The organism is uncultured Bradyrhizobium sp., assembly GCF_936943645.1.
Taxonomy (GTDB): domain Bacteria; phylum Pseudomonadota; class Alphaproteobacteria; order Rhizobiales; family Xanthobacteraceae; genus Bradyrhizobium.
This window is the reverse complement of the sequence record NZ_CAKZJO010000061.1, coordinates 33,514-55,178: the sequence shown is the minus strand read 5'-3', so window position 1 is coordinate 55,178 and position 21,665 is coordinate 33,514. Positions and strand designations below refer to the sequence as shown.

General features: G+C 64.5%; 20 protein-coding genes. 12 read left to right on the top strand and 8 right to left on the bottom strand.

Annotated features, from left to right (window positions below; genetic code table 11):
* Window positions 1-161 precede the first annotated feature (161 nt).
* Complete coding sequence (locus Q0743_RS17865) at window positions 162-317, bottom strand: hypothetical protein (RefSeq protein WP_246776467.1); 156 nt, start codon at window positions 315-317, stop codon at window positions 162-164.
* A gap of 310 nt (window positions 318-627) precedes the next feature.
* Here Q0743_RS17865 and topA point away from each other — a divergent pair, with 310 nt between their 5' ends.
* The 7 genes from topA to Q0743_RS17830 all read left to right on the top strand — a co-directional run bounded on the left by topA (window position 628) and on the right by Q0743_RS17830 (window position 10,376).
* Window positions 628-3,369 (top strand): type I DNA topoisomerase, encoded by a 2,742-nt coding sequence (topA, locus tag Q0743_RS17860; protein WP_298242824.1) that lies wholly within the window; start codon window positions 628-630, stop codon window positions 3,367-3,369.
* A 34-nt stretch (window positions 3,370-3,403) separates the two neighbouring features.
* Window positions 3,404-5,749, top strand: coding sequence for a ribonuclease R (rnr, locus tag Q0743_RS17855; RefSeq protein WP_298242823.1), 2,346 nt, complete (start codon window positions 3,404-3,406; stop codon window positions 5,747-5,749).
* Window positions 5,743-6,183, top strand: a complete 441-nt coding sequence (locus Q0743_RS17850) for a DUF983 domain-containing protein (RefSeq protein WP_298242822.1) — start codon at window positions 5,743-5,745, stop codon at window positions 6,181-6,183. Before rnr ends, Q0743_RS17850 begins: the two co-directional genes overlap by 7 nt.
* A 29-nt stretch (window positions 6,184-6,212) precedes the next feature.
* Window positions 6,213-6,962, top strand: coding sequence for an NUDIX domain-containing protein (locus Q0743_RS17845; protein WP_298242821.1), 750 nt, complete (start codon window positions 6,213-6,215; stop codon window positions 6,960-6,962).
* A 222-nt stretch (window positions 6,963-7,184) separates the two neighbouring features.
* Window positions 7,185-8,510: an LLM class flavin-dependent oxidoreductase gene (locus Q0743_RS17840; protein WP_298242820.1), complete on the top strand. Its 1,326-nt coding sequence runs from the start codon at window positions 7,185-7,187 to the stop codon at window positions 8,508-8,510.
* A gap of 125 nt (window positions 8,511-8,635) precedes the next feature.
* A complete protein-coding gene (rpmG, locus tag Q0743_RS17835) occupies window positions 8,636-8,803 on the top strand; it encodes a 50S ribosomal protein L33 (RefSeq protein ID WP_007603295.1) in 168 nt (55 codons plus the stop codon).
* A gap of 325 nt (window positions 8,804-9,128) precedes the next feature.
* A complete protein-coding gene (locus Q0743_RS17830) occupies window positions 9,129-10,376 on the top strand; it encodes an acyltransferase (protein WP_298242819.1) in 1,248 nt (415 codons plus the stop codon).
* Window positions 10,377-10,472: 96 nt separating this feature from the next.
* Here Q0743_RS17830 and Q0743_RS17825 read toward each other — a convergent pair whose 3' ends face one another.
* The gene (locus tag Q0743_RS17825) at window positions 10,473-10,940 is read right to left on the bottom strand and encodes a hypothetical protein (RefSeq protein ID WP_298242818.1); all 468 of its coding nucleotides are present in this window, start codon (window positions 10,938-10,940) and stop codon (window positions 10,473-10,475) included.
* A 349-nt stretch (window positions 10,941-11,289) separates the two neighbouring features.
* Window positions 11,290-11,928: a TetR/AcrR family transcriptional regulator gene (locus Q0743_RS17820; protein ID WP_298242817.1), complete on the bottom strand. Its 639-nt coding sequence runs from the start codon at window positions 11,926-11,928 to the stop codon at window positions 11,290-11,292.
* Window positions 11,929-12,005: 77 nt separating this feature from the next.
* On the opposite strand from Q0743_RS17820, the gene Q0743_RS17815 reads away from it, so the two are divergent.
* Window positions 12,006-13,175 carry an FAD-dependent monooxygenase gene (locus tag Q0743_RS17815; RefSeq protein WP_298242816.1) on the top strand — a complete coding sequence of 390 codons (1,170 nt, stop codon included), beginning with the start codon at window positions 12,006-12,008 and terminating at the stop codon, window positions 13,173-13,175.
* A gap of 151 nt (window positions 13,176-13,326) precedes the next feature.
* Here Q0743_RS17815 and Q0743_RS17810 read toward each other — a convergent pair whose 3' ends face one another.
* A complete protein-coding gene (locus Q0743_RS17810) occupies window positions 13,327-14,565 on the bottom strand; it encodes an MFS transporter (protein WP_298242815.1) in 1,239 nt (412 codons plus the stop codon).
* 129 nt (window positions 14,566-14,694) lie between these two features.
* Between Q0743_RS17810 and Q0743_RS17805 the strand changes: the two genes are divergently transcribed.
* Window positions 14,695-15,285 carry a TetR/AcrR family transcriptional regulator gene (locus Q0743_RS17805; RefSeq protein ID WP_298242814.1) on the top strand — a complete coding sequence of 197 codons (591 nt, stop codon included), beginning with the start codon at window positions 14,695-14,697 and terminating at the stop codon, window positions 15,283-15,285.
* Window positions 15,286-15,925: 640 nt separating this feature from the next.
* On the opposite strand, the gene Q0743_RS17800 is transcribed toward Q0743_RS17805, so the two are convergent.
* Both Q0743_RS17800 and Q0743_RS17795 read right to left on the bottom strand, forming a co-directional pair.
* A complete protein-coding gene (locus Q0743_RS17800; RefSeq protein WP_298242813.1) occupies window positions 15,926-17,299 on the bottom strand; it encodes a PleD family two-component system response regulator in 1,374 nt (457 codons plus the stop codon).
* A 14-nt stretch (window positions 17,300-17,313) separates the two neighbouring features.
* Window positions 17,314-17,679 (bottom strand): response regulator, encoded by a 366-nt coding sequence (locus Q0743_RS17795; RefSeq protein WP_008566616.1) that lies wholly within the window; start codon window positions 17,677-17,679, stop codon window positions 17,314-17,316.
* Between the two features lie 238 nt (window positions 17,680-17,917).
* Here Q0743_RS17795 and Q0743_RS17790 point away from each other — a divergent pair, with 238 nt between their 5' ends.
* The 3 genes from Q0743_RS17790 to Q0743_RS17780 are packed head-to-tail and all read left to right on the top strand — an operon-like array spanning window position 17,918 to window position 19,922.
* Window positions 17,918-18,229 carry a DUF3572 domain-containing protein gene (locus Q0743_RS17790; protein ID WP_298242812.1) on the top strand — a complete coding sequence of 104 codons (312 nt, stop codon included), beginning with the start codon at window positions 17,918-17,920 and terminating at the stop codon, window positions 18,227-18,229.
* The gene (locus tag Q0743_RS17785) at window positions 18,226-19,515 is read left to right on the top strand and encodes a DNA polymerase IV (RefSeq protein ID WP_298242811.1); all 1,290 of its coding nucleotides are present in this window, start codon (window positions 18,226-18,228) and stop codon (window positions 19,513-19,515) included. Before Q0743_RS17790 ends, Q0743_RS17785 begins: the two co-directional genes overlap by 4 nt.
* The gene (locus tag Q0743_RS17780) at window positions 19,515-19,922 is read left to right on the top strand and encodes an ACT domain-containing protein (RefSeq protein ID WP_298242810.1); all 408 of its coding nucleotides are present in this window, start codon (window positions 19,515-19,517) and stop codon (window positions 19,920-19,922) included. Before Q0743_RS17785 ends, Q0743_RS17780 begins: the two co-directional genes overlap by 1 nt.
* Before the next feature lie 70 nt (window positions 19,923-19,992).
* Here Q0743_RS17780 and Q0743_RS17775 read toward each other — a convergent pair whose 3' ends face one another.
* Both Q0743_RS17775 and Q0743_RS17770 read right to left on the bottom strand, forming a co-directional pair.
* Entirely contained in the window at window positions 19,993-20,394 is a 402-nt protein-coding gene (locus Q0743_RS17775; RefSeq protein ID WP_298242809.1) for a RidA family protein, read from the bottom strand.
* A 210-nt stretch (window positions 20,395-20,604) separates the two neighbouring features.
* Window positions 20,605-21,450: a cell envelope integrity EipB family protein gene (locus Q0743_RS17770; RefSeq protein ID WP_298242808.1), complete on the bottom strand. Its 846-nt coding sequence runs from the start codon at window positions 21,448-21,450 to the stop codon at window positions 20,605-20,607.
* Between the last annotated feature and the right edge of the window lie 215 nt (window positions 21,451-21,665).

The window sequence follows — 21,665 nt, the reverse complement described above, 5'->3', positions numbered from 1 at the left end:
TCACACCAGGACCGCTTCGCCTACAGTTTTCGCGAAAAATTCACACGCTCTGAGGCGCTCGCCTCTTCGGCGAGCCTCGAAGGGCGACGGCCCGGCCTGCGATGCGTTCGCATCTCGAGCCTCACACCTCGGGATGACGGGTTGGACAGTGAGCACACCCCTCACGACAGCTTGCGCTTGCTGCGCAGCCTCAAATGCTCGTCGGCCTCCAGCTTGGTCATGCCCAGGAGATAATGCAGGACATCGAGCTTGTGACGCTCGGCGAGCTTGCGGAGCGCGCCGACCTGCTCGGCGATGAAGGCGACGGCCTCGTCCACGCCACCCTCCCCCGGTTCCTCGTGACGCGAGCCTCCCGGCGCGCCTATTGCGGCGCGCGCCCGTTTCTTTCCTGGCCTAGTCACCAGCCCACCCCGAATCCATGCCCCGCTGAAACATTACGCTGACATCAATCGCAACTCCAAGGTGGTATTTTGCAACTTTCTCGATATGAAACTTTTCCCATTCCGTGGGCTTTCAACAGCCCTCGATTTGACAGCGGAGGCCTCACCACCCATGTTCGGGGCGAAACGGCCGACCCGAGTCCTTTCGTTTTCGGCCCCAAATTTTCCCGTAAGTTACTGGAACTACATGAATATCGTCATTGTGGAGTCGCCGGCGAAAGCCAAGACGATCAACAAGTATTTGGGCTCGTCCTATGAGGTTCTGGCCTCGTTTGGCCATGTCCGCGACCTCCCTGCGAAGAACGGCTCCGTCGATCCCGACAGCAATTTCAAGATGATCTGGGAGGTCGACCCCAAGGCGGCCGGCCGGCTCAACGATATCGCCAAGTCCCTGAAGGGTGCCGACCGCCTGATTCTGGCGACCGACCCTGATCGCGAGGGCGAGGCCATCTCCTGGCACGTGCTGGAGGTGATGAAAGAGAAGCGCGCGCTGAAGGATCAAAAGATCGAGCGCGTGGTGTTCAACGCCATCACCAAGCAGGCCGTCACGGACGCGATGAAGCATCCGCGCGAGATCGACGGTGCGCTGGTCGACGCCTATATGGCCCGCCGCGCGCTGGACTATCTCGTCGGCTTCACGCTCTCCCCCGTGCTGTGGCGCAAGCTGCCGGGCGCCCGCTCGGCCGGCCGCGTGCAGTCGGTGGCGCTGCGCCTCGTCTGCGACCGCGAACTCGAGATCGAGAAATTCGTCCCGCGGGAATATTGGTCGCTGATCGCGACCCTGCTCACCCCGCGCGGCGATGCGTTCGAGGCCCGGCTCGTCGGCGCCGACGGCAAGAAGATCCAGCGGCTCGATGTCGGCAGCGGCGCGGAAGCCGAAGACTTCAAGAAGGCGCTGGAACTGGCGAGCTACGCCGTCACGGCAGTCGACGCAAAACCCGCGCGCCGCAATCCGCAGGCGCCCTTCACGACCTCGACCCTGCAGCAGGAAGCCAGCCGCAAATACGGCTTTGCGCCTGCGCACACCATGCGCATCGCCCAGCGCCTCTATGAAGGCATCGACATCGGCGGCGAGACCACCGGACTCATTACTTATATGCGTACCGACGGCGTGCAGATCGCCCCCGAGGCGATCACCCAGGCGCGCAAGGTGATCGGCGAGGATTACGGCAACGCCTATGTGCCGGACGCCCCGCGCCAGTACCAGGCCAAGGCCAAGAACGCCCAGGAAGCGCACGAAGCGATCCGCCCGACCGACATGTCCCGCCGCCCCGACAGCATGAGCCGCAAGCTCGATGCCGATCAGGCCCGGCTCTACGAGCTGATCTGGAAGCGCACCATCGCGAGCCAGATGGAATCGGCCGAACTGGAGCGCACCACCGTCGACATCACGGCGAAGGCAGGCTCCCGCACGCTGGAGCTGCGCGCCACCGGCCAGGTCGTCAAGTTCGACGGCTTCCTCGCGCTCTATCAGGAAGGCCGCGACGACGAGGAGGACGAGGACTCCCGCCGCCTGCCCGCGATGAGCCCGAACGACGCGCTCAAGCGCCAGTCGCTGTCCGTCACGCAGCATTTCACCGAGCCGCCGCCGCGCTTCTCGGAAGCATCGCTCGTCAAGCGCATGGAAGAGCTCGGCATCGGCCGGCCCTCGACCTATGCCTCGATCCTCCAGGTCCTCAAGGATCGCGGCTACGTCAAGCTGGAGAAGAAGCGCCTGCACGGCGAGGACAAGGGCCGCGTCGTGGTCGCCTTCCTCGAAAGCTTCTTTGCCCGCTACGTCGAATACGATTTCACGGCCTCGCTCGAAGAGCAGCTCGACCGCATCTCCAACAACGAGATCTCCTGGCAGCAGGTACTGAAGGATTTCTGGACCGGCTTCATCGGCGCCGTCGATGACATCAAGGATCTGCGTGTTGCGCAGGTGCTGGACGTGCTCGATGACATGCTGGGCCAGCACATCTATCCGCCGCGCGCGGATGGCGGCGACATCAGGCAGTGCCCGAGCTGCGGCAATGGGCGGCTGAATTTGAAGGCCGGCAAGTTCGGTGCCTTCGTCGGCTGCTCGAACTATCCGGAGTGCCGTTATACCCGCCAGCTCGCCGCCGACGGCGAAGCCACCGCCGATCGTTCGCTCGGCCAGGATCCTGAAACCGGCCGCGATGTCTGGGTCAAGGCAGGCCGCTTCGGCCCCTATATCCAGCTCGGCGAGCAGAAGGATTACGAGGAAGGCGAGAAGCCGAAGCGCGCCGGCATCCCGAAGGGCACCTCGCCCGGCGATGTCGAGCTCGAGCTTGCGCTCAAACTGTTGTCGCTGCCGCGCGAAATCGGAAAACATCCGGAAACCGGCCAACCGATCACCGCGGGCCTCGGCCGCTTCGGGCCGTTCGTGAAGCACGAGAAGACCTATGCCAGCCTCGAAAGTGGCGACGAGGTCTTCGACATCGGCCTCAACCGTGCAGTCACGCTGATCGCGGAGAAGGTCGCCAAGGGTCCGAGCCGGCGCTTCGGCGCCGATCCCGGCAAGGCGATCGGCGACCACCCGAGCCTCGGCACCGTCACCGTGAAGAGCGGCCGCTACGGCGCCTATGTCACCGCGGGCGGCGTCAACGCGACCATCCCGGCCGAGTTCGAGAAGGACACCGTCACGCTGGCGCAGGCGATCGCGCTGATCGACGAGCGCGCAGCGAAGGGCGGCGGCAAGAAGCCGAAGAAGGCGGCCAAGCCCGCCAAGGCCAAGAAGACTGCAGAGAAGGCGGACGGCGACGACGCCGCGCCGAAAAAGAAACCGGCCGCGAAGAAAGCCGCGGCCAAAACCAAATCCGAATCCACCAGCAAGGCGCGCGCCGGCGTGGCATCGACGGCGAAGACGTCGCCGACCAAGTCCGCCGCCACCAAGGCTCCGGCCAAGAAGAGTGCCGGCAAGCCTTAGGCAGCAAGCCTTGAGATCAAGAATTAGAGGTTAAGTGAAACGCAAGAATGACCGTGGCTTTCCCGACCGGCAAGCCATCGTCGCCTTCATCAAGGCAAATCCAGGAAAGGTCGGAACCCGCGAAATTGCACGCGAGTTCGGCCTGAAGAACGCCGATCGCGTCGAGCTCAAGCGCATGCTGCGCGAGCTCGCCGACGACGGGACCATCAAGAAGAAGCGCCATAAGGTCTCCGAACCGGACGCGCTGCCGCCGACCCTGGTCGCCGACATCACCGGCCGTGACCGCGACGGCGAGCTGATCGCCTCGCCCACCGAATGGGACGAGGTCGAGAACGGCGAGCCGCCCAAGATCATCATCGAGATGCCGCGCCGGCCCAAGCCCGGCACCGCCGCCGGCGTCGGCGACCGCGCGCTGTTGCGCGTCGAGCCGACCAACGAGGCCGAAGGGCCGCCTTATCGCGGCCGCGTCATCAAGGTGTTCGACAAGGCCAAGAGCCGCATCCTCGGCGTGTTCCGCAGCCTTCCCGAAGGCGACGGACGGCTCGTGCCCGTCGACAAGAAGATGGCGGACCGCGAGCTGAACATCGCCGCGGCCGATACCAAGGGCGCGCAGGACGGCGACCTCGTCAGCGTCGATATCGTCCGCACGCGCAGCTTCGGCCTCGCTTCAGGCCGCGTGAAAGAGAAGCTCGGCTCGGTCAAGTCCGAGAAGGCGATCAGCCTGATCGCGATCTACGCGCACGACATCCCCATGCAGTTCTCCTCCGCCGCGGAGCGCGAAGCGGAGGCCGCGGAGCCTGCGAACCTGAAGGGCCGCGAGGACTGGCGCGACGTGCCGCTTCTCACCATCGATCCGCCCGACGCCAAGGATCACGACGACGCGGTGCACGCGCAGCCCGACGACGATCCCAACAACAAGGGCGGCTTCATTGTCAACGTCGCCATTGCCGATGTCAGCTTCTACGTGCGGCCTGGCTCAGCGCTCGACCGCGACGCGCTCGATCGCGGCAACTCGGTCTATTTTCCCGACCGCGTCGTGCCGATGCTGCCCGAGCGCATCTCCAACAATCTCTGCTCGCTGGTGCCGGGCGAGGCGCGCGGCGCGCTCGCGGTGCGGATGGTGCTCGGCCCCGACGGCCGCAAGCGCTCGCACAGTTTTCATCGCATCCTGATGCGCTCGGCCGCCAAGCTCAGCTACGCCCAGGCGCAAGCCGCGATCGACGGTCGGCCCGACGACACCACCGGCCCCCTGCTCGATCCGATCCTGAAGCCGCTCTATGCGGCTTACGCCTGCGCCAAGCGCGCCCGCGACGAGCGCGATCCGCTCAATCTCGACCTGCCCGAGCGCAAGATCCTGCTGAAAAGTGACGGCACGGTCGATCGCGTCGTCGTCCCCGAACGACTCGATGCGCACAAGCTGATCGAGGAGTTCATGATCCTCGCTAACGTCGCGGCTGCGGAGATGCTGGAGAAGAAATCGCTCCCGCTGATCTACCGCGTGCATGACGAGCCGACGCTGGAGAAGGTCCACGCGCTCGCAGAATTCCTGGAGACGCTCGACGTTCCCTTCGCCAAATCAGGCGCGCTGCGGCCGACGCTGTTCAACCGCGTGCTGGTCCAGCTCGAAGGCCATGACTATTACCCGCTGGTCTCCGAGGTCGTGCTGCGCGCCCAGGCGCAGGCGGAGTATTCCTCCGAGAATTACGGGCATTTCGGCCTGAATTTGCGCCGCTACGCCCACTTCACCTCGCCGATCCGCCGCTATGCCGATCTCGTCGTGCACCGCGCGCTGGTCCGCGCGCTCGGGCTCGGCGAAGGCGCGTTGCCCGACAGCGAGACGCCGGAAAGCCTGAGCGAGGTCGCCGCGCACATCTCGCTGACCGAGCGGCGCGCCATGAAGGCCGAACGCGAGACCGTGGACCGGTTGATCGCCCATCACCTCGCCGATCGCATCGGAGCGAGCTTCCAGGGCCGCGTCTCCGGCGTCACGCGCGCCGGCCTGTTCGTCAAGCTCTCCGAGACCGGCGCCGACGGCCTGATCCCGATCCGATCCCTCGGCACGGAATATTTCAACTATGACGAGGGCCGGCACGCCCTCGTCGGCACGCGCAGCCGCACCATGTATCAGCTCGGCGACGTCGTCGACGTCCGCCTGATCGAAGCCGCTCCCATCGCCGGCGCGCTGCGCTTCGAGCTGCTGGGGTCGGCCAGCGAGACCGCGCCGCGCGACCGCAGGCGACCCAATCCACAGCGCCGTCCCTCGATCAAGGCGCATCCCGGACGAAGCCCGGATAAAAAACGCAAGCCGTCGAAGCCAAAATCCGGCAAGGGCAAGAGGAACAAGGGCAAAGCCAAAGGCAAGAAGGGCAAGGCATGGTGACGATGAGCACGGCCCCAAAAATCTGGACGCGCGAGACGGGGCTGGTCGAAAAGCGCGATGTCTTTGCGGCGATGAAGCGCGGCTTTCGCGGCCGCTGCCCGCGCTGCGGCCAGGGAAAGCTGTTCCGCGTCTTCCTGAAGACGGCGGACAATTGCGCCAAATGCGGGCTCGATTTCACGCCGCATCGGGCCGATGACCTGCCCGCCTATCTCGTCATCGTCATCGTCGGCCACATCGTGGTGCCCGCGATCCTCTGGATCGAGACCAATTATTCGACGCCGGTCTGGCTCAGCTTCGCGGCCTACCTGCCCTTCACTTTCGTCGCCTCACTCGCGCTGCTGCAGCCGGTGAAGGGAGCTGTGGTCGGCTTGCAATGGGCTCTGCGCATGCACGGGTTTGACGAGAACCCTCCGGATGGTATTCCGCCTGTGTAAGCAAATAGAAGAACGGTCTGGGTGAGGATATGACGGATACGGCGCAGGCAGCGGAGAAGGCCCGGGTTCACGAGGAGAAGGAAGCCGATCATCATCCCTACTTCCGCCCGAAGGATGCGGCGACCCTGATCCTGGTCGATCGCAGCAGCGCCGTTCCGAAAGTGCTGGTCGGCAAGCGCCACGACAAGGTGGTGTTCATGCCCGGCAAGTTCGTCTTCCCGGGCGGACGTGTCGACAAGGCCGACTACCGCGTGCCCTGTGCTGCGCCCATCACCGCCGAGCTGGAAGCCAATCTCGCCAAGGGCAGCCCGAAGACTCCCGCCTCGCGCGCCAAGTCGCTGGCCGTCGCCGCGATCCGCGAAGCCTGCGAGGAAACCGGTCTCTGTCTCGGCCGCAAGATTGAGGGCAAGGCCAAGCTCGAGGGTCCCTGGAAGCCGTTCGCGGAGGCAGGCCTGCTGCCCGATCCCTCGAGCCTGTTCCTGATCGCCCGCGCGATCACCCCGCCCGGCCGCGTCAAGCGGTTCGACACGCGCTTCTTCACCGCCGATGCCTCCGCGATCACCCATCGCGTCGATGGCGTGATCCATGCCGATGCCGAGCTGGTCGAGCTGGTCTGGGTCGAGCTCGGCTCAAAGCCGCTCGCCGACCTGCATCCGATGACGCGCAACGTGCTCAACGAGCTCGACACCCGGCTTGCCACCGGCCCCTTGCGCCACGATGCGCCGGTGCCGTTCTTCCATTTCTACGGCGGCAAGATGCAGAAGGATATTTTGGGCTGAGCCCCTCCTCGTCCCGTCATTCCGGGTCGCGCCGCTTGGCGCGAGCCCGGAATCCATAACCATGATCGGAAGTATGGATTCCCGGCTCACGCTTCGCGTGCCCCGGAATGACGTGCTGGGAGAGCCGGCAAAAACAAAAGATTCTTCCCGCCTCCCCCAATGGCGCAGCTCCCCGGCGTGCCTATCTCTTTCCCCAACGACACCCAGAACGGATACGGGGCGATGGCACAACGGCAACTCAAGCTTGGCGCGTTCATGCGCCCGATCAGCATCCATACCGGCGCCTGGCGCTATCCCGGGGCCTGGCCCGACGCCAACTTCAATTTCGTTCACATCAAGCAGCTGGTCCAGAAGCTCGAGGCCGGCAAGTTCGATGCCTTCTTCATGGCCGATCACCTCGCCGTGCTGAACATGCCGATCAATGCGCTGAAGCGCAGCCACACCGTGACCTCGTTCGAGCCGTTCACGCTGCTGTCGGCGCTCTCGGCGGTCACCGAACGGATCGGCCTGGTCGCGACAGGCTCAACCACCTTCGACGAGCCCTATCACGTCGCGCGCCGCTTTGCCTCGCTCGACCATCTCAGCGGCGGCCGCGCCGGCTGGAACATCGTCACCACCTCGAACCCGGATGCGGCGCTGAATTTCGGCCTCGACGACCACATGGAGCATGCTGAGCGCTACAAGCGCGCCCGCGAGTTCTACGACGTCGTCACGGGCTTGTGGGATTCCTTCGCCGATGACGCCTTCGTGCGCGACGTCGAGAGCGGGCTGTTCCTCGATCCCGCCAAGATGCACACGCTCGACCACAACGGCAAATATCTGAAGGTGCGCGGCCCTCTCAACATCGCCCGGCCCGTGCAGGGCTGGCCCGTCATCGTGCAGGCCGGCGCATCGGAAGACGGCAAGCAGCTTGCCGCCGAGACGGCGGAAGCCGTGTTCACCGGCGGCGGCAGCCTTGCCGACGGGCAAAAGCTCTATGCCGACATCAAGGGGCGCATGGCGAAGGTCGGCCGCGACCCCGAGCACCTCAAGATCCTGCCCGGCGCCTTCGTCGTGGTCGGCGACAGCGTCGACGAGGCCAGGGAGAAGCGCGCCTTGCTCGACAGCCGCGTGCATTACGACAGCGCGATCGCTTCGCTCTCCGTCATCCTCGGCACCGATGCGTCCGGCTTCGATCCCGACGGACCGCTGCCTGAGATTCCGGAGACCAATGCCAGCAAGAGCGGCCGCCAGCGCATGGTCGATCTCGCCGCCCGCGACAAGCTCACCGTGCGCCAGCTTGCCCAGCGCGTCGGCGGCTATGGCGGCCTGTCCTTCGTCGGCACCGCCAAAACCATTGCCGACCAGATGGAGGAATGGCTGGTCGGGCGCGGCTCGGACGGCTTCAACATCATGTTCCCGTTCCTGCCTGCCGGGCTCGACGATTTCGTCGACAAGGTCGTCCCGGAGCTGCAGCGGCGCGGGATTTTCCGGAAGGAGTATGAAGGGCCCACTTTGAGGGAGAATCTGGGCCTGCCGCGGCCGAAAAACCGCTTCTTCGAAGCTTAAAAGGGCCGATTTGGGTGGTTCTTGGGGGTGTAAAACCTTGACATCAAGCCGTTTCTGGCTAGGTTGCCGGCCAACGCGGGCCGTTTGGCCGGCTCCAGATTCCCTTCATTCCTGAGGTTCTGAACATGGCCAAAGCGGTCACCATCAAGGTCAAGCTCGTGTCCTCGGCCGACACCGGCTTCTACTACGTCGCCAAGAAGAATTCGCGCACCATGACCGACAAGCTGGTCAAGAAGAAGTACGATCCCGTGGCGCGCAAGCACGTCGAATTCCGCGAAGCCAAGATCAAGTAAGACGCGGACGAACGACTGAGTTTTTGCGGGGCCCTTTCGGGCCCCGTTTTCGTTGGGGTCGCGTGTCCCGGACGCGCTGCAGCGTGCAACGCTGCTGCCCAGAGCCGGGACCCAGGAGGCAACACGCCACAATGGAGACCTGGGCCCCGGCTCTGCAGCGCACCGTCGAAGTGACGCTGCGCTGCGTCCGGGGCACGAGAGCCTTAACTCACCAAGACATCTGCGCATTCGAGCCGCAGCGGACCAAGTGTGACCGACGTCGCAGAGCGCCATGGGCGCCTTCACTATTTCCAGCAAGATCGTTGCATGAACCCGGTCCGTTGCCGTGAAGAGCCATTTGCCCCTGCTGGATCCCTTGCGCTTCGCCGCCGCGCTCGGCGTTGCCATCTTTCATCAGATGTTCTGGTCCTGGGCCTGGACCTCGATCGGCGTCCCCGGCTTTGAGCGCACCGTTGCCGCCGATGTCCTCTACCCCTCCGCCGCCCCCTTCACCTGGTTCGGTTGGGTCGGCGTCGAGATCTTCTTCGTCATCTCCGGTTTCGTCATCGCCAATTCGGCGGCCCAGTCTTCGCCGGGCGCGTTCCTGCTCGGCCGCGCGCTCAGGCTTTATCCGGCGGTCTGGGTCTGCGCCACCGCGACCCTGCTCGTTCTGCTGCTGTTCGGCAGCGGCCCGGCTTCCGAATTGATCGTGCCCTACATCCACGCGATGCTGATGGTCCCCAAGGGCGTCACGGGCCAGTGGCTCGACGAGGTCTACTGGACGCTGGCCGCCGAGACGGCATTCTATGGCCTCGTGTTTTGCGCGATGCTGACGCGGAGGATCACCCTGCGGCATCTGGCCTTTGGCCTCACCATCTACAGCGCGATCTTCAATGCCGTCGCGCTGCTGGTGCTGTCGTGCACGACGCCGTCCGACCTGCCCTATCTCGTCATCCTGATGTTCCGGGTGCCCTGCGCGGCCTTCCTGCTGAGCCATGGCTGCTTCTTCGCGCTCGGCATCTGGCTGTTCATCTCCGCGAACCGGGAGCTGACGGCGCTCGAGAAGATCGCCTTTGCCGTCACCTGTGTTTCGGGCGCGGCGGAGATCTACTTCTTCGCTTCCTTCTTCCTGACCTCGATCCCCGCCATCGCGGATCAATCGGCCTTGGTGCCGATCATGGTCTGGGCGTTTGCCGTGCTCCTCATCGCTGTTGCCGCGAGACGAAACAGGCACTCGGCGGGCACCATGCCTTCCGAAGCACCGGCCTATCTGCGAACGCTGGGACTGATCACCTACCCGCTCTATCTCACCCACAACGTCATCGGCACGGCGATCATCCGCGCCCTGGTCGAGACGGGCCTGGATGCGACCTCGGCCCTGTGGATCGCGCTCGGCCTGCTTGTGCTGGCCTGCTGGTTCATCTGCGCGAAGATCGAGCCGGCGGTCAGGATCGCGTTGACGCAGATCCTTGCTAATCTTGGAAAGCTGCCGGCAAGACAACCCGCAACGCGCCGCACGGCGCTGGCGCGAGGGCTGCGCCTTCCGCGCCCCCTCCCCGTGAAGCTGACCGCAGCGGCATCCCAGCTCTCATAAGGCTCCGCCGGCAGCCGATGCTGCCGATGCTGCCGGGCATGACGATGCGAGGATAGCCGTCGGCCGCCGGCTATCGTCGATGGCGTGCGTGGCCGGCTACTTCAAGGCCAGGCTGCTGCAGTACCAGGGAATGTCGTTGGGTCTCCATCCCATCAACATCGACGCCGCCCGGCACTCTTCATAGGTCTTGAAGTTTGCGACGTTCCTGCACGTCGGCGACAGCGCCGGATAGGACGAGATCGAGCAGCCGTGCCAGGGGGCGGATCCGGATTTGAAGCTCGTGGAGCAACCACCGACGCAGCTGCCGGTGACGCTCGCGTATTTCGCGAGCTTTGCCGAGTCCGAGATCGGCGCAGCCAATATCGTTCCGACGGTCGTGGTCGCCTGGATGTTGACAGCATGCCGCGCAACCGCGTGCTGCTTCGGCTTCGGCCTGACCGTCGGAGCGTCGACGGTGACGTTGGGAAGCGTCGTTGCAGTCTGCGACAATGCGGGATCGCTCGATCCCGAGATCATCAGGGCCATACAAAACAGCGGGGCCGATACACGTAACGAGAAGCTCATGACGGCGTCTCCCTATGCATCTCGCCCCGAAGGTACTACCTTTCGTTGAACGCAACAAGCATCGTCACGATCGAGAGCGAAGCGGGCGGACCGATGGGAGATGGCAACATCGACACCACCTTAATACTGGCCCTAACGCTATGGCCATTTGGATTCCTGATCGCCCTGATCTACGGATGCGCGTTATTCCTGCACGGTCCTTCTGCGAGATGATCTGAAAGTCGAAGTGATCAATCGGGCGGCTATTATTCGCCTGACGATGGCTGCTGTGGGCCAGAAGCAGACCTCAGCTAAAGGCCGCTCTATTTAAGGAATGGCTAGAAGCGGGCATTCTGCCACTGCTGCCGTATCAAACGTAAGCCGTCTCGGCGAGCGCTGCTGCGGTGCCTGTGATCCCGCGGTCGATGACCGTAATGAAGCAGCGCTTCGCTTCGCTTGCGTTCCGCGTGCGATCAAAAAGCTTCTGCGCTTCGGCAAAGGCTACGGTCCAAACCGATACGATCAGTCCGGCTGCAAGATGAGCGTTCGGATCATCCGTCGGTTGGTTGGCGGTCTCGGCCAGCACAATGGCAAGTGCGCGGGTAAAATCGTCTCGCATTTCCCGCGCTCGCGCCTTGAGCGCTTCACTGTCCATGGCCGTCTTGATGAACCGCCTCGTGTCGTCGGACAGCAGCATGAACTCATGATCCCGCGTAACGAGGTCATGCGCCAGTATCCGGACCGCTTCGATCGGCGAAACGCCGGGCCTGCGTCCGCGAACAGCTCCGAAGGCCAAAGCCTGGATCTCTTCCTCACGGTCGAAGAACATATCCTCTTTGCGAGGGAAATGATTGAAGACCGTCATGCGCCCGACGTCAGCGACAGCAGCAACGTCGTCAATCGTCACGGCGTCGAACCCCCTTTCCATGAACAGTCGGGTCGCTGCGTCCGAAATGCTCTGACGCGTGGCCAAACGCTTGCGGGTTCGGCGGTTGTCCTTGTCGTCCATCAGCCCTTGCCTTTAATTGTACTTAGTATATATTGGTATTGAGTATATATCTCTATTCTCATCTCCGTGGTGCCCTTTTGCTCAATCACCCCAATGCCGACCAAAACCCCACCCCGCCCGCCGGCAGCCCCGTCCTCGTGAGTGGTGCAAGTTTCGCCGGCCTTGCGACGGCTTACTGGCTCAACCGTTTGGGCTACCGGGTCACGGTTGTCGAGCTTGCACCCGAACTTCGTAGAGGCGGAACGCCGGTCGACATCGAAGGCGAGACCATCACCATTCTCGAACGAATGGGCATGTTCGAAGCCGTTCGGGCCAAGACGCTTCCCCCGCGCGCGTTTGAATGTAAGGACGCCCAAGATCACACGCTTGGCGGCTTCGGTGTAGAGACCGGTCCGGATGCTGCGCCGCCTACTCGTTTCGAAATACACCGCGATGATCTCCTGGACATCCTCTTCGCCGGGATCGATGGGTCGGTCGAGCTTCGGTTCGGCCGGTCGATCAAGCGCCTGGAGGATAGTCCTGACAGCGTTATGGTGACACTCGACGATGGGTCACAGCATGCCTTTGCGCTCGTGTTTGGCTGCGATGGCAATCGCTCCAACACCAGAAAGCTGGTGTTCGGCGACGAGAAGAATTTCACTTACTTCATGGGAGGCTATGTCTACCTGAAGGTCGTGCCGGAGACCGGACTTCTGCCACCCAACGTATCGCAGGTCTACAGCGTGCCCGGCCTGACAACGATGTTGAACGGCTATGACGACCGCACCGACATCGCTTTTGCTTTCCGCACGGCAAGCGAAATCGATTACGACTATCGCGACCGCGCGCAGCAGCGCGCGATGATTCATGACCGTTTCGACGGACTAGGCTGGAAAGTGCCAGCCGCCTTGAACCTTATGGGCACCGACGAGGATTTCTATTTCGACTGGATCACCCAGATTCGGATGCCGACGTGGTCGAAAGGACGGATCGCTCTGGTGGGGGACGCGGCATATTGCGTATCCCCGGTGGCAGGCATGGGCGGCTCCATGGCGATCATCGGCGCAGGACGGCTTGCCGAAGCATTGGGGCGGCACGGCGACGACCACGCTGCCGCGTTCCAGGAGTATCACGACAAACTGCACGCCTTCGTCGATGACGTTCAAAAGCGGGCCGCCAACGAGGGCATGGCAATGATATTTCCTGCCAGCGAGGCCGAAATTTCGGAGCGTGACAGAAAGCTTCGCGACGGCGGGCTGGAAATATAAGCCGTTACCGCACAACCCAGGGTCACGCGACAGAAGGCCGATCCGACTGTGACCCAGTTGATGTCCGCTTTGGGTCACCAGCGGCGGTCACGACGAAGCAGCACGCGTCCGCTGTACGCTCGCAAGCGGCCGAACGCGACCGCCCGCCCGTCTACGCCGTCCGGAGCACCGGCGTTGGCGGCTGCGAGGGCCTGAGGAGCGCGAACGCGACCTGGACGATGCCGCCGGCAAGACCGAGCGCGACGCCGATGCGCCAGGCCATGGTGTAGGAGCCGAGCGCGTCGTAGAGCACTCCTCCTCCGTATGCGCCGAGGAAGCTGCCGATCTGGTGGCTCATGAAGGCGAGGCCCTGGATCATCGCCTGCCAGCGCAGGCCGAACATCTCGGCGACGGCGCCCGCGACCAGCGGGCCGACGCCCATCCAGAGGAAGCCCATGATGGCGCCGAACAGCAGCGTCGAGAACGGCGTCGCCGGCAGCATGAAGTACCAGGCGAGCGCCAGCGAGCGCAGGATGTAGATGCCGCCGAGCAGCGCCAGCTTGTTCCAGCGCTGGCCGGCCCAGCCGAAGAACAGCGAGCCCAGCACGTTGAAGCCGCCGATCATGCCGAGCGTCTGTGCGCTGAGCATCGGGTCGAGGCCGCAGATCGCGAGATAAGACGGCAGATGCGTGGTGAGGAACACCAGCTGCATGCCGCAGACGAGATAGGCGCAGGTCATCACCACGAAAGAGGCGTTGCCGAACGCCGCTTTCGCCACGGACGCCGCGGTGGCATCGCCGATATCGTCGGCGGCCGGCTTGGGCAGCGGGACCTGATCGACGCGGCCGGCATACCAGGCCGCCGGGATCATCAGCACCGACATCACGACGAAACCGGCAAGCCCGACGCGCCAGCCAAACCCCTCGTTGAGCATCTGGCCGATCGGCGCCGACAGCAGCGCGCCGAGTGAGCCCGCGCCGGAGACGATGCCGAGCACGGTGGAGCGCACCGTCGCGGGCACTGCGCGCGCCGCCACCGACATCGCGATCGCAGCGGCGGTGCAGGCCATCGACGTTCCGATCAGCAGGCCGCCGCCGACCATGATGCTGACGAGCCCGTTCGCGGCCGCCATCAGTGCAAGGCCTGCGATGTACATCAGCGAGCCCACGATCATGATCGGACGGAAGCCGTAGCGCACCGTCATCGCGCCGGCGAGCGGCTGCAGGAAGCCCCAGGCGAGGTTCTGCACCGCCAGCGCCAGCGTGAAATCCGAGATCGAGATGTGGATGTCCCGCGTCAGCGGCTGCATGAAGATGCCGAGCGACTGCCGCAGCCCCATGCTCAGCGTCAGCATGATCGAGGCGCCGATCAGGATGGGCAATGTCGGACGCAGGACCTGCAACAGGGGCATTTTCTTCTCCCTCATGGGCACGGCGCAAAGGCCGCCGTCTGCTTTTGCCGCTGATTTTGGTTACACAGACCTGTGTACTTAGGCTATGAATGGCTGTTGCTGTCAAGCAAACAGGATGCATTCCGCTGCATGGCTCCCCCGCCCGCCCCACAGACGATGAAAGAGCGGATCCTTCAGACCGCCGACAAGCTGTTCTATCTGCAGGGCATTCGCGCGATCGGCGTCGACACCATCGCGGCCGAGATCGGCATCTCCAAACGCACGCTGTACAACCACTTCCCCTCCAAGGACGCGCTGATCGCAGCGTATCTCGAGCGCCGCTTCGTCCACGCCCGCCCCTCGGACAAGCCGCCGGCCGAGCAGATTCTCGCAACCTTCGATTCGCTGGAGCGGCGCTTTGCAGCCAAGGACTTCCGCGGCTGCCCGTTCGTGAATGCGGTCGCCGAGCTCGGCCCTGCCGACCGCGCCGTGAAGAAGATCGCAATCGCCTTCAAGGAAAGCCGCCGGGTGTGGTTTCGCGACCGGCTGACCGAGCTCGGCGTTGCCGATGCGGAGGCGCTGGCGACGCAGTTGGTGCTGCTGGTCGACGGCTCCATCGCGCAGGATCTGGTGCGCGATGATCCGGCGATGGCGCGGGCGGCGAAGGAAGCGGCGAAGGTGCTGCTGCGGAATGCGGGGGTGGATGTGGGGGATGAGAAGGTGGCGAAGAAGCGGGGCTAGGGAGCGGTCCGGCATCCCTGAGGGAGCCGACACAACAAAATCGGACACCACCAAGGGAACGTGCTAACGGCAGGGATGAAGAAATCCCTCATTGTCGCGCTTCTCGCTATTTCCCCGGCGTTCGCGCAGACCAATCCTCAACCGGCCCCTGCCCCGCCGATGACTGATCGCGAACGCGTCCAGGCTGACCGCGCGAGAGCCGCCGAAGAGGAGAAGGCTGCGCCGGCCGCTCGCCCGTGGGATCGCGATCCGGACGGCAAGCGACCATGGGATCGGAAACCCTCAAAGCCCTGACGGAAGCAGACCGGCTGGAACCAGTGACGTTTCAGCGGAGACGCTGCAGCGTACTGGATTCCCCGCCTGCGCGGGCAATGACAGCGGAGCCTGTGGAGGCAGCATCACGCTACAATCGCTTCGCCCGATCATGCCCGAGCGCCTGTTTTGCCCGACACGTCAAACGACACTGCCGCCGGCACGAGGCCTTTTCGCCCCCGCCTAACCCATTGATCCCGCTCGTGCCGTCTACTGTGCATGGGGTTGTTTTCGCACTTTTTGCTCTTGGCCGGCGCAAATCTCGCTACCGTCATCCCTGCGCAAGCAGGGACGACAGCGGAGCATGAAGCGCCGCAGCCCCCTCGCCTCACGCCGCCTGCGACACCACGCGGTTGCGGCCGTCGTGCTTGGCGCGGTAGAGCGCGGTGTCGGCGCGCTTGAGGACGTCGGCGACGGCCTCGCCCTTCTGCTCCAGCGTGGTGAGGCCGATCGAGATGGTGACCTCGATGCGCTTGGTGCCCTTGTGGATCGCGAACGGCTCGCCCGCGATCGAGCGGCGCAGGCGCTCGGCGACCATGCCGGCGACGTGGAGATCGGTCTCGGGCATCACGATGACGAATTCCTCGCCGCCGTAGCGGCAGGCGAGGTCGATGCCGCGGATCGACTTGCGCACCCGCACCGCGAACTCGCGCAGCACGTCGTCGCCGGCGTCGTGACCGTAATTGTCGTTGATCGCCTTGAAGAAGTCGATGTCGAGGATCATCAGCGCCAGCGGCTTGCCGCGGGCCGAGGCCTGCTCGGCGAGCGTTGCCAGATGGCTCTCCATGTAGCGGCGATTGTGCAGGCCGGTGAGCGCGTCGGTGATCGCCATCTCGATCGAGTTCTGCACGTTGTCGCGCAGGTGATCGGTGTAGCGGCGGCGGCGGATCTGGGTGCGGGCGCGCGCCAAGAGCTCGGTCTTGTCGATCGGGCGCAGCAGATAGTCGTTGACGCCGATCTCGAGCCCGCGCAGCAGCCGCGTCGAGTTCTCGGGGTCGGCGATGGCGAGGATCGGCACATGCCGCGTGCGCTCCAGCGAGCGCGCCTGGCTGCACAGCCGCAGGCCGTCGAAATTGTTGAGGTCGAGCGAGACGATGAGCAGGTCGTAATTGCCCTCGGCGGCGTGGAACAGCGCCTCGGTCGGGTTCGGCTCGACGTCGATGGTGTGCTCGGCGGCGAGGATCGTCGCCAGCCGCTCGTAGGAGGACTCGCGGTCGTCGACCAGCAGGATGCGGCCGCCCTTGCCGGTATCGGCGACGGCGCTGCGCTCGGGCGCCTGCATGCCGATCTCGAGCGAGGTGATGGCGCGCATGCGCAGCTCGTCGGTCATCATCTTCAGCCGCGTCAGCGAGCGCACGCGCGCGATCAGCACGACGTCGGAGACCGGCTTGGTCAGGAAATCATCGGCGCCGGCTTCCAGTCCGCGGTTACGGTCGGACGGGCTGTCGAGCGCCGTGACCATGACGACGGGAATGTGATGCGTGGCGGGGTCGGTCTTCAGGCGACGGCAGACTTCGAAGCCGTCCATGTCGGGCATCATCACGTCGAGCAGGATGATGTCGCATTCGGCGCGGCTGGCCATCGCCAGCGCCTCGGTGCCGTTCGCGGCGGTCATCACGTCGAAATATTCGGCGGACAGTCGGGCTTCGAGGAGTTTGACGTTGGCAGGAACGTCATCGACAACCAGGATACGCGCGGACACTGTGAACTCACTTCCTATCCGATAAAACGCCGGACCGTCTCAATGAATTTGCCGACCGAGATCGGCTTGGACAAATAGGCCTCGCAGCCGCCCTCGCGGATCCGCTCTTCGTCGCCCTTCATCGCGAACGCCGTGACCGCGACGACGGGTATGGCGCGCAGCTCCGGATCGTCCTTGATCCAGCGCGTCACCTCGAGGCCTGAGACCTGCGGCAACTGGATATCCATCAGCACGAGGTCGGGCCGCATCTTGCGAACCAGGTCGAGCGCCTCATATCCGTTGCTGGTGCCGGAGGTCTGGTAGCCGTGCGCCTCCAACAGGTCGCGGAAGAGCTTCATGTTGAGCTCGTTGTCTTCCACGATCAGGACGGTCTTAGCCATCCCGCCCTCCTGATTGGCACGAAGCCGGATACATGTGACGCCTCAGGCGCCGCTCGTCGGCGCTTCGAAAACTGGATTCAAACTAGCCTCAGATTCGCTTGAGTTTCGTTAAACCCGAGGGGCCACTTCCTGCGACGTGGTTTCCAGTTGCTTGCCCCGGGATCGCAAGACTCAAGGCGGAGACTCGGGCATGATGCAAAGTAGACACCGAAAGTTAACGGAAAGGCAAACTGGGCCCGTGAAAAAGCCTGTTCACAACCCCCGCGAAGTCGCTGAAATCGTTGCGATTCAGGCGCTGTCCTTCGTCGCGAGCGAGCCCGAGCGGCTGGGCCTGTTCCTGGCCGAGACAGGGGTCGGCCCGGAGACCCTGCGCAATGCCGCTGCGAACCCCAATTTCCTGCTCAGCGTGCTCGATTTCGTGCTGCGCGATGACGCCACCGTGAAGGCCTTTGCCAGCTCGGCGGAGCTGCATCCGACCAACATCGCCGCAGCGCGGCAGGTCCTTGGCGACGCGCTCGGCGACCCCTCCTGGGAGCGCGACGTGCCGTGACCCTCCCCGACCCGGCCGGGCCCCGCTGTTTCTGCCGGGATTGTCTGGCCGACCTCGATACGGGCGTGCGGCGCTGCTCGGCCTGCGGTTCCCCCCGCCTCGTCCGCCACCGGGCGCTCGCCGCGCTGACCATCGCCCATATCGACTGCGACGCCTTCTACGCGACGGTCGAGAAGCGCGACAATCCTGAAATCGCCGACAAGCCCGTCATCATCGGCGGCGGCAAGCGCGGCGTGGTGTCGGCCGCCTGCTACATCGCGCGCACCTACGGCGTGCGCTCGGCGATGCCGATGTTCAAGGCGCTGGAGGCCTGCCCGCACGCGACGGTAATTCCGCCTGATATGGCGAAGTATGTCCGCGTCGGCCGCGAGGTGCGCCAGGCCATGCAGGCGCTGACGCCGCTGGTCGAGCCGCTCTCGATCGACGAGGCCTTCCTCGACCTCTCCGGCACCGAGCGGGTCCACGGCATGATCCCGGCAAGAGTGCTGGCGCGCTTTGCCCGCGAGGTCGAGCGCGACATCGGCATCTCCGTTTCGGTCGGCCTGTCCTGCAACAAGTTCCTGGCCAAGATCGCCTCCGACCTCGACAAGCCGCGCGGCTTCGCCGCGCTCGACCAGGAGGAAGCGCGTGCGATGCTGGCCGAGAAGCCGGTCGGCTTCATCTTCGGCGTCGGTCCCGCCACGCAGGAACGCCTCGTGCAGCGCGGCTTCCGGATCATCGCCGATCTGCAGAAGGCCGACGAGATCGAGATGATGCGGCAGTTTCCGAGCGACGGCCGCCGGCTGTGGCGGCTCGCGCGCGGCATCGACGACCGCCGGGTCGAGCCGGATCGCGGCGCCAAGACGATCTCCAGCGAGACCACCTTCGAGACCGACATCCGCGACTTCGCGACGCTGGAGAAAATCCTGTGGCGGCTGTGCGAGAAGACCTCGTCACGCCTCAAGAGCAGCGAGCTCGCCGGCTCGACCGTGACGCTGAAGCTGAAGACCGCTGACTTTCGCCAGCGCACCCGCTCGCAGTCGATCGCAGCGCCGACCCAGCTCGCCGCAAAGATCTTCTCGATCTGCCGCGAAATGCTGGCGAAAGAGATCGACGGCACCGCCTTCCGCCTGATGGGCGCCGGCGTCAGCGCCCTGCGCGACGGCTCCCCCGCCGACGACACCGACATGCTCGACCGCCGCGCCGCCCATGCCGAGCGCGCGGTGGACAGCCTGCGCAAGAAGTTCGGCAGCGCCGCCGTGATCCGCGGCATCGCCTATGAAGGCCCGGAGAAGGCGCAGGAGTGATGACCGGCGAACGCGATCTCTCAGCGCTGCTGAGACACATGAAGCCGGAGCTACAGCCCGGCACTTTCGTATTCTGCACGATCGCGGCAGACGAAACCATTCCAGCGGCGCTCGATCCGCTCATGACGTTTCGCGAACAGGAAGGAACGACGCTGGTCCTCCCTCGCGAGGAGGCCGAAGCGGCAGGGCTACGCCATGCGTTTCCCTCGCGCCTGATCACGCTGACGGTTCACTCCGCGCTTGATGCGGTCGGCTTCCTGGCGGCGATCACGGCGCGCCTTGCCGCAGCCGGCATCAGCGTGAATGCCGTGTCGGCGTTCCATCACGACCATCTCTTCGTACCAGCCGAGAAGGCGGACGAAGCGATGGTGCTGTTGCATCAGATGTCGGAGGCGAAGCACCTGTAGCCCGGATGGAGCGCAGCGCAATCCGGGGCGGTCCATCCTCGGCGGCAGGCTCCCATCCGGGCTACGACGTTCAATCCGCAACCGCGATCGCCTCGATCTCGATCAGCCATTCCGGCGCGGCGAGCGCGGAGACGCCGACGAGCGTCGAGGCCGGCGGCTCCATGCCTTCGAAGAACGCCGAGCGGGCCTTGCCGATGATGGGGCGCAGCTCCGGCCTGTAGTTCACCACAAAGGTCGTGATCTTCACGATGTTGGAATAGTTCGCGCCGGCCGCTTTCAGCGCGTGCCCGAGATTCTGCATCACCTGCGTCGTCTGCGCGGCGATGTCGCCCTCGCCGACGATGCGCCCCTCCTCGTCGGTCGAGACCTGACCGGAGATGTAGATGGTCCGCGCGCCCGAGGCGGTGACGACGTGGGAATATGCGGGATTGTGATGCAGGCCGCTGGGACGGAGATGATCGAGCTTGGGCATGAGCTGGCTCCCTGAGGTTTCTGGTTGGGAGGAAGCGTAGCCGGAGAGTGTGACGAGAGCTAGTCTGTCACCCGCGAGGATAGGTCTCGTAGGGTGGGCAAAGCGAAGCGTGCCCACGATTTTGCCCATTGCTGAAAGGTGGTGGGCACGGCGCGCGAAGTGCGCGCCTTTGCCCACCCTACGGCACCGCTCGCGCGGAGAGATGGGCTTTCAATTACAGGGCTTACTGTCCTTGACGTCGAACTTGCCCATCGCGCCGGAAATGACGAAGTCATTGTAGTCCAGCACGAGCTGGCGCGAGACACCGTTCTCGTAGAGCTCGAACGCCATCGCATAGACCGGCGTCTGCTCGCCCTCCTTCTGCTGGGCGTCGCGATCGAAATAGCTGACGGTGACGGGCCAGCGCTTGAGCGACTTCATGTGCTCGTCCGACGTCGACGGATCGGACGCCGTGGCGCGGTCGGCGGGGATCGGCTGGCCGATCACGGTCAGCGTGTTGTAGACCTTCTGGCCGTCGTCGGAGCCGTCATAGACCGAGAGCTCAAGCAGCGACTTGCCGTCCTTGGCGGCGGCGATGATGCGCTGGATCTGCTCGGTCGGAAACACGATCTTGCCGTCGAGGGTGAAATTCTTCGGCGATGGCAGCTTCAGCTTGACGTTGATGTGGTCGCCATCGCGCTCGGCCGAACCGTCGACCCGGCCGGCATCCGCCTCGTTCATGCGCGTCTCGATCTTGAAGCGGTAGCTTTTTCCCGCGGCGTCTTCCCAGGAATTGGAGCGGAGGTCGCTGAGCGTGACCTTGCCCTCGCCGCTGTCGAGCTCGGACACCTGACGGAATTCTGACGTGTAGCCCTCGCAGGAGCTGCCGGTGAAGTTGTAGAGGATGCGGCCGCGCGCGCTGTTGACCGAATTGGAGCGCGATTTCACCAGGCTGAGGTCATAGAGCGCCTGATGCGACAGGAACGGACCGTTGGCGGCCTGTGCGCCCTCGCCAAGGCCGAGACCGGCGGCCGCGAGCGCCATCACACCGAGCGAAGTCCGGAAAAGGTGCACCATGTCCATTCCTTGGGGACGCATCCTCTGGGAAGCGCAGATTCGACATTTTAATGACCGTTCCATTGCGTCGCAACTGAGGCCGTTTCACGTAAAGTTGCGGCTCTGCCGTTGAACCGGCGGCCGCGCCTCGACAAAAGGCGGCCCCTTGCGGGTTGCTTGCATGTGGCCGCCCGATGGGCGAAACAGGGCGCGCCCGGCCGCCTGCGGACGCGCCG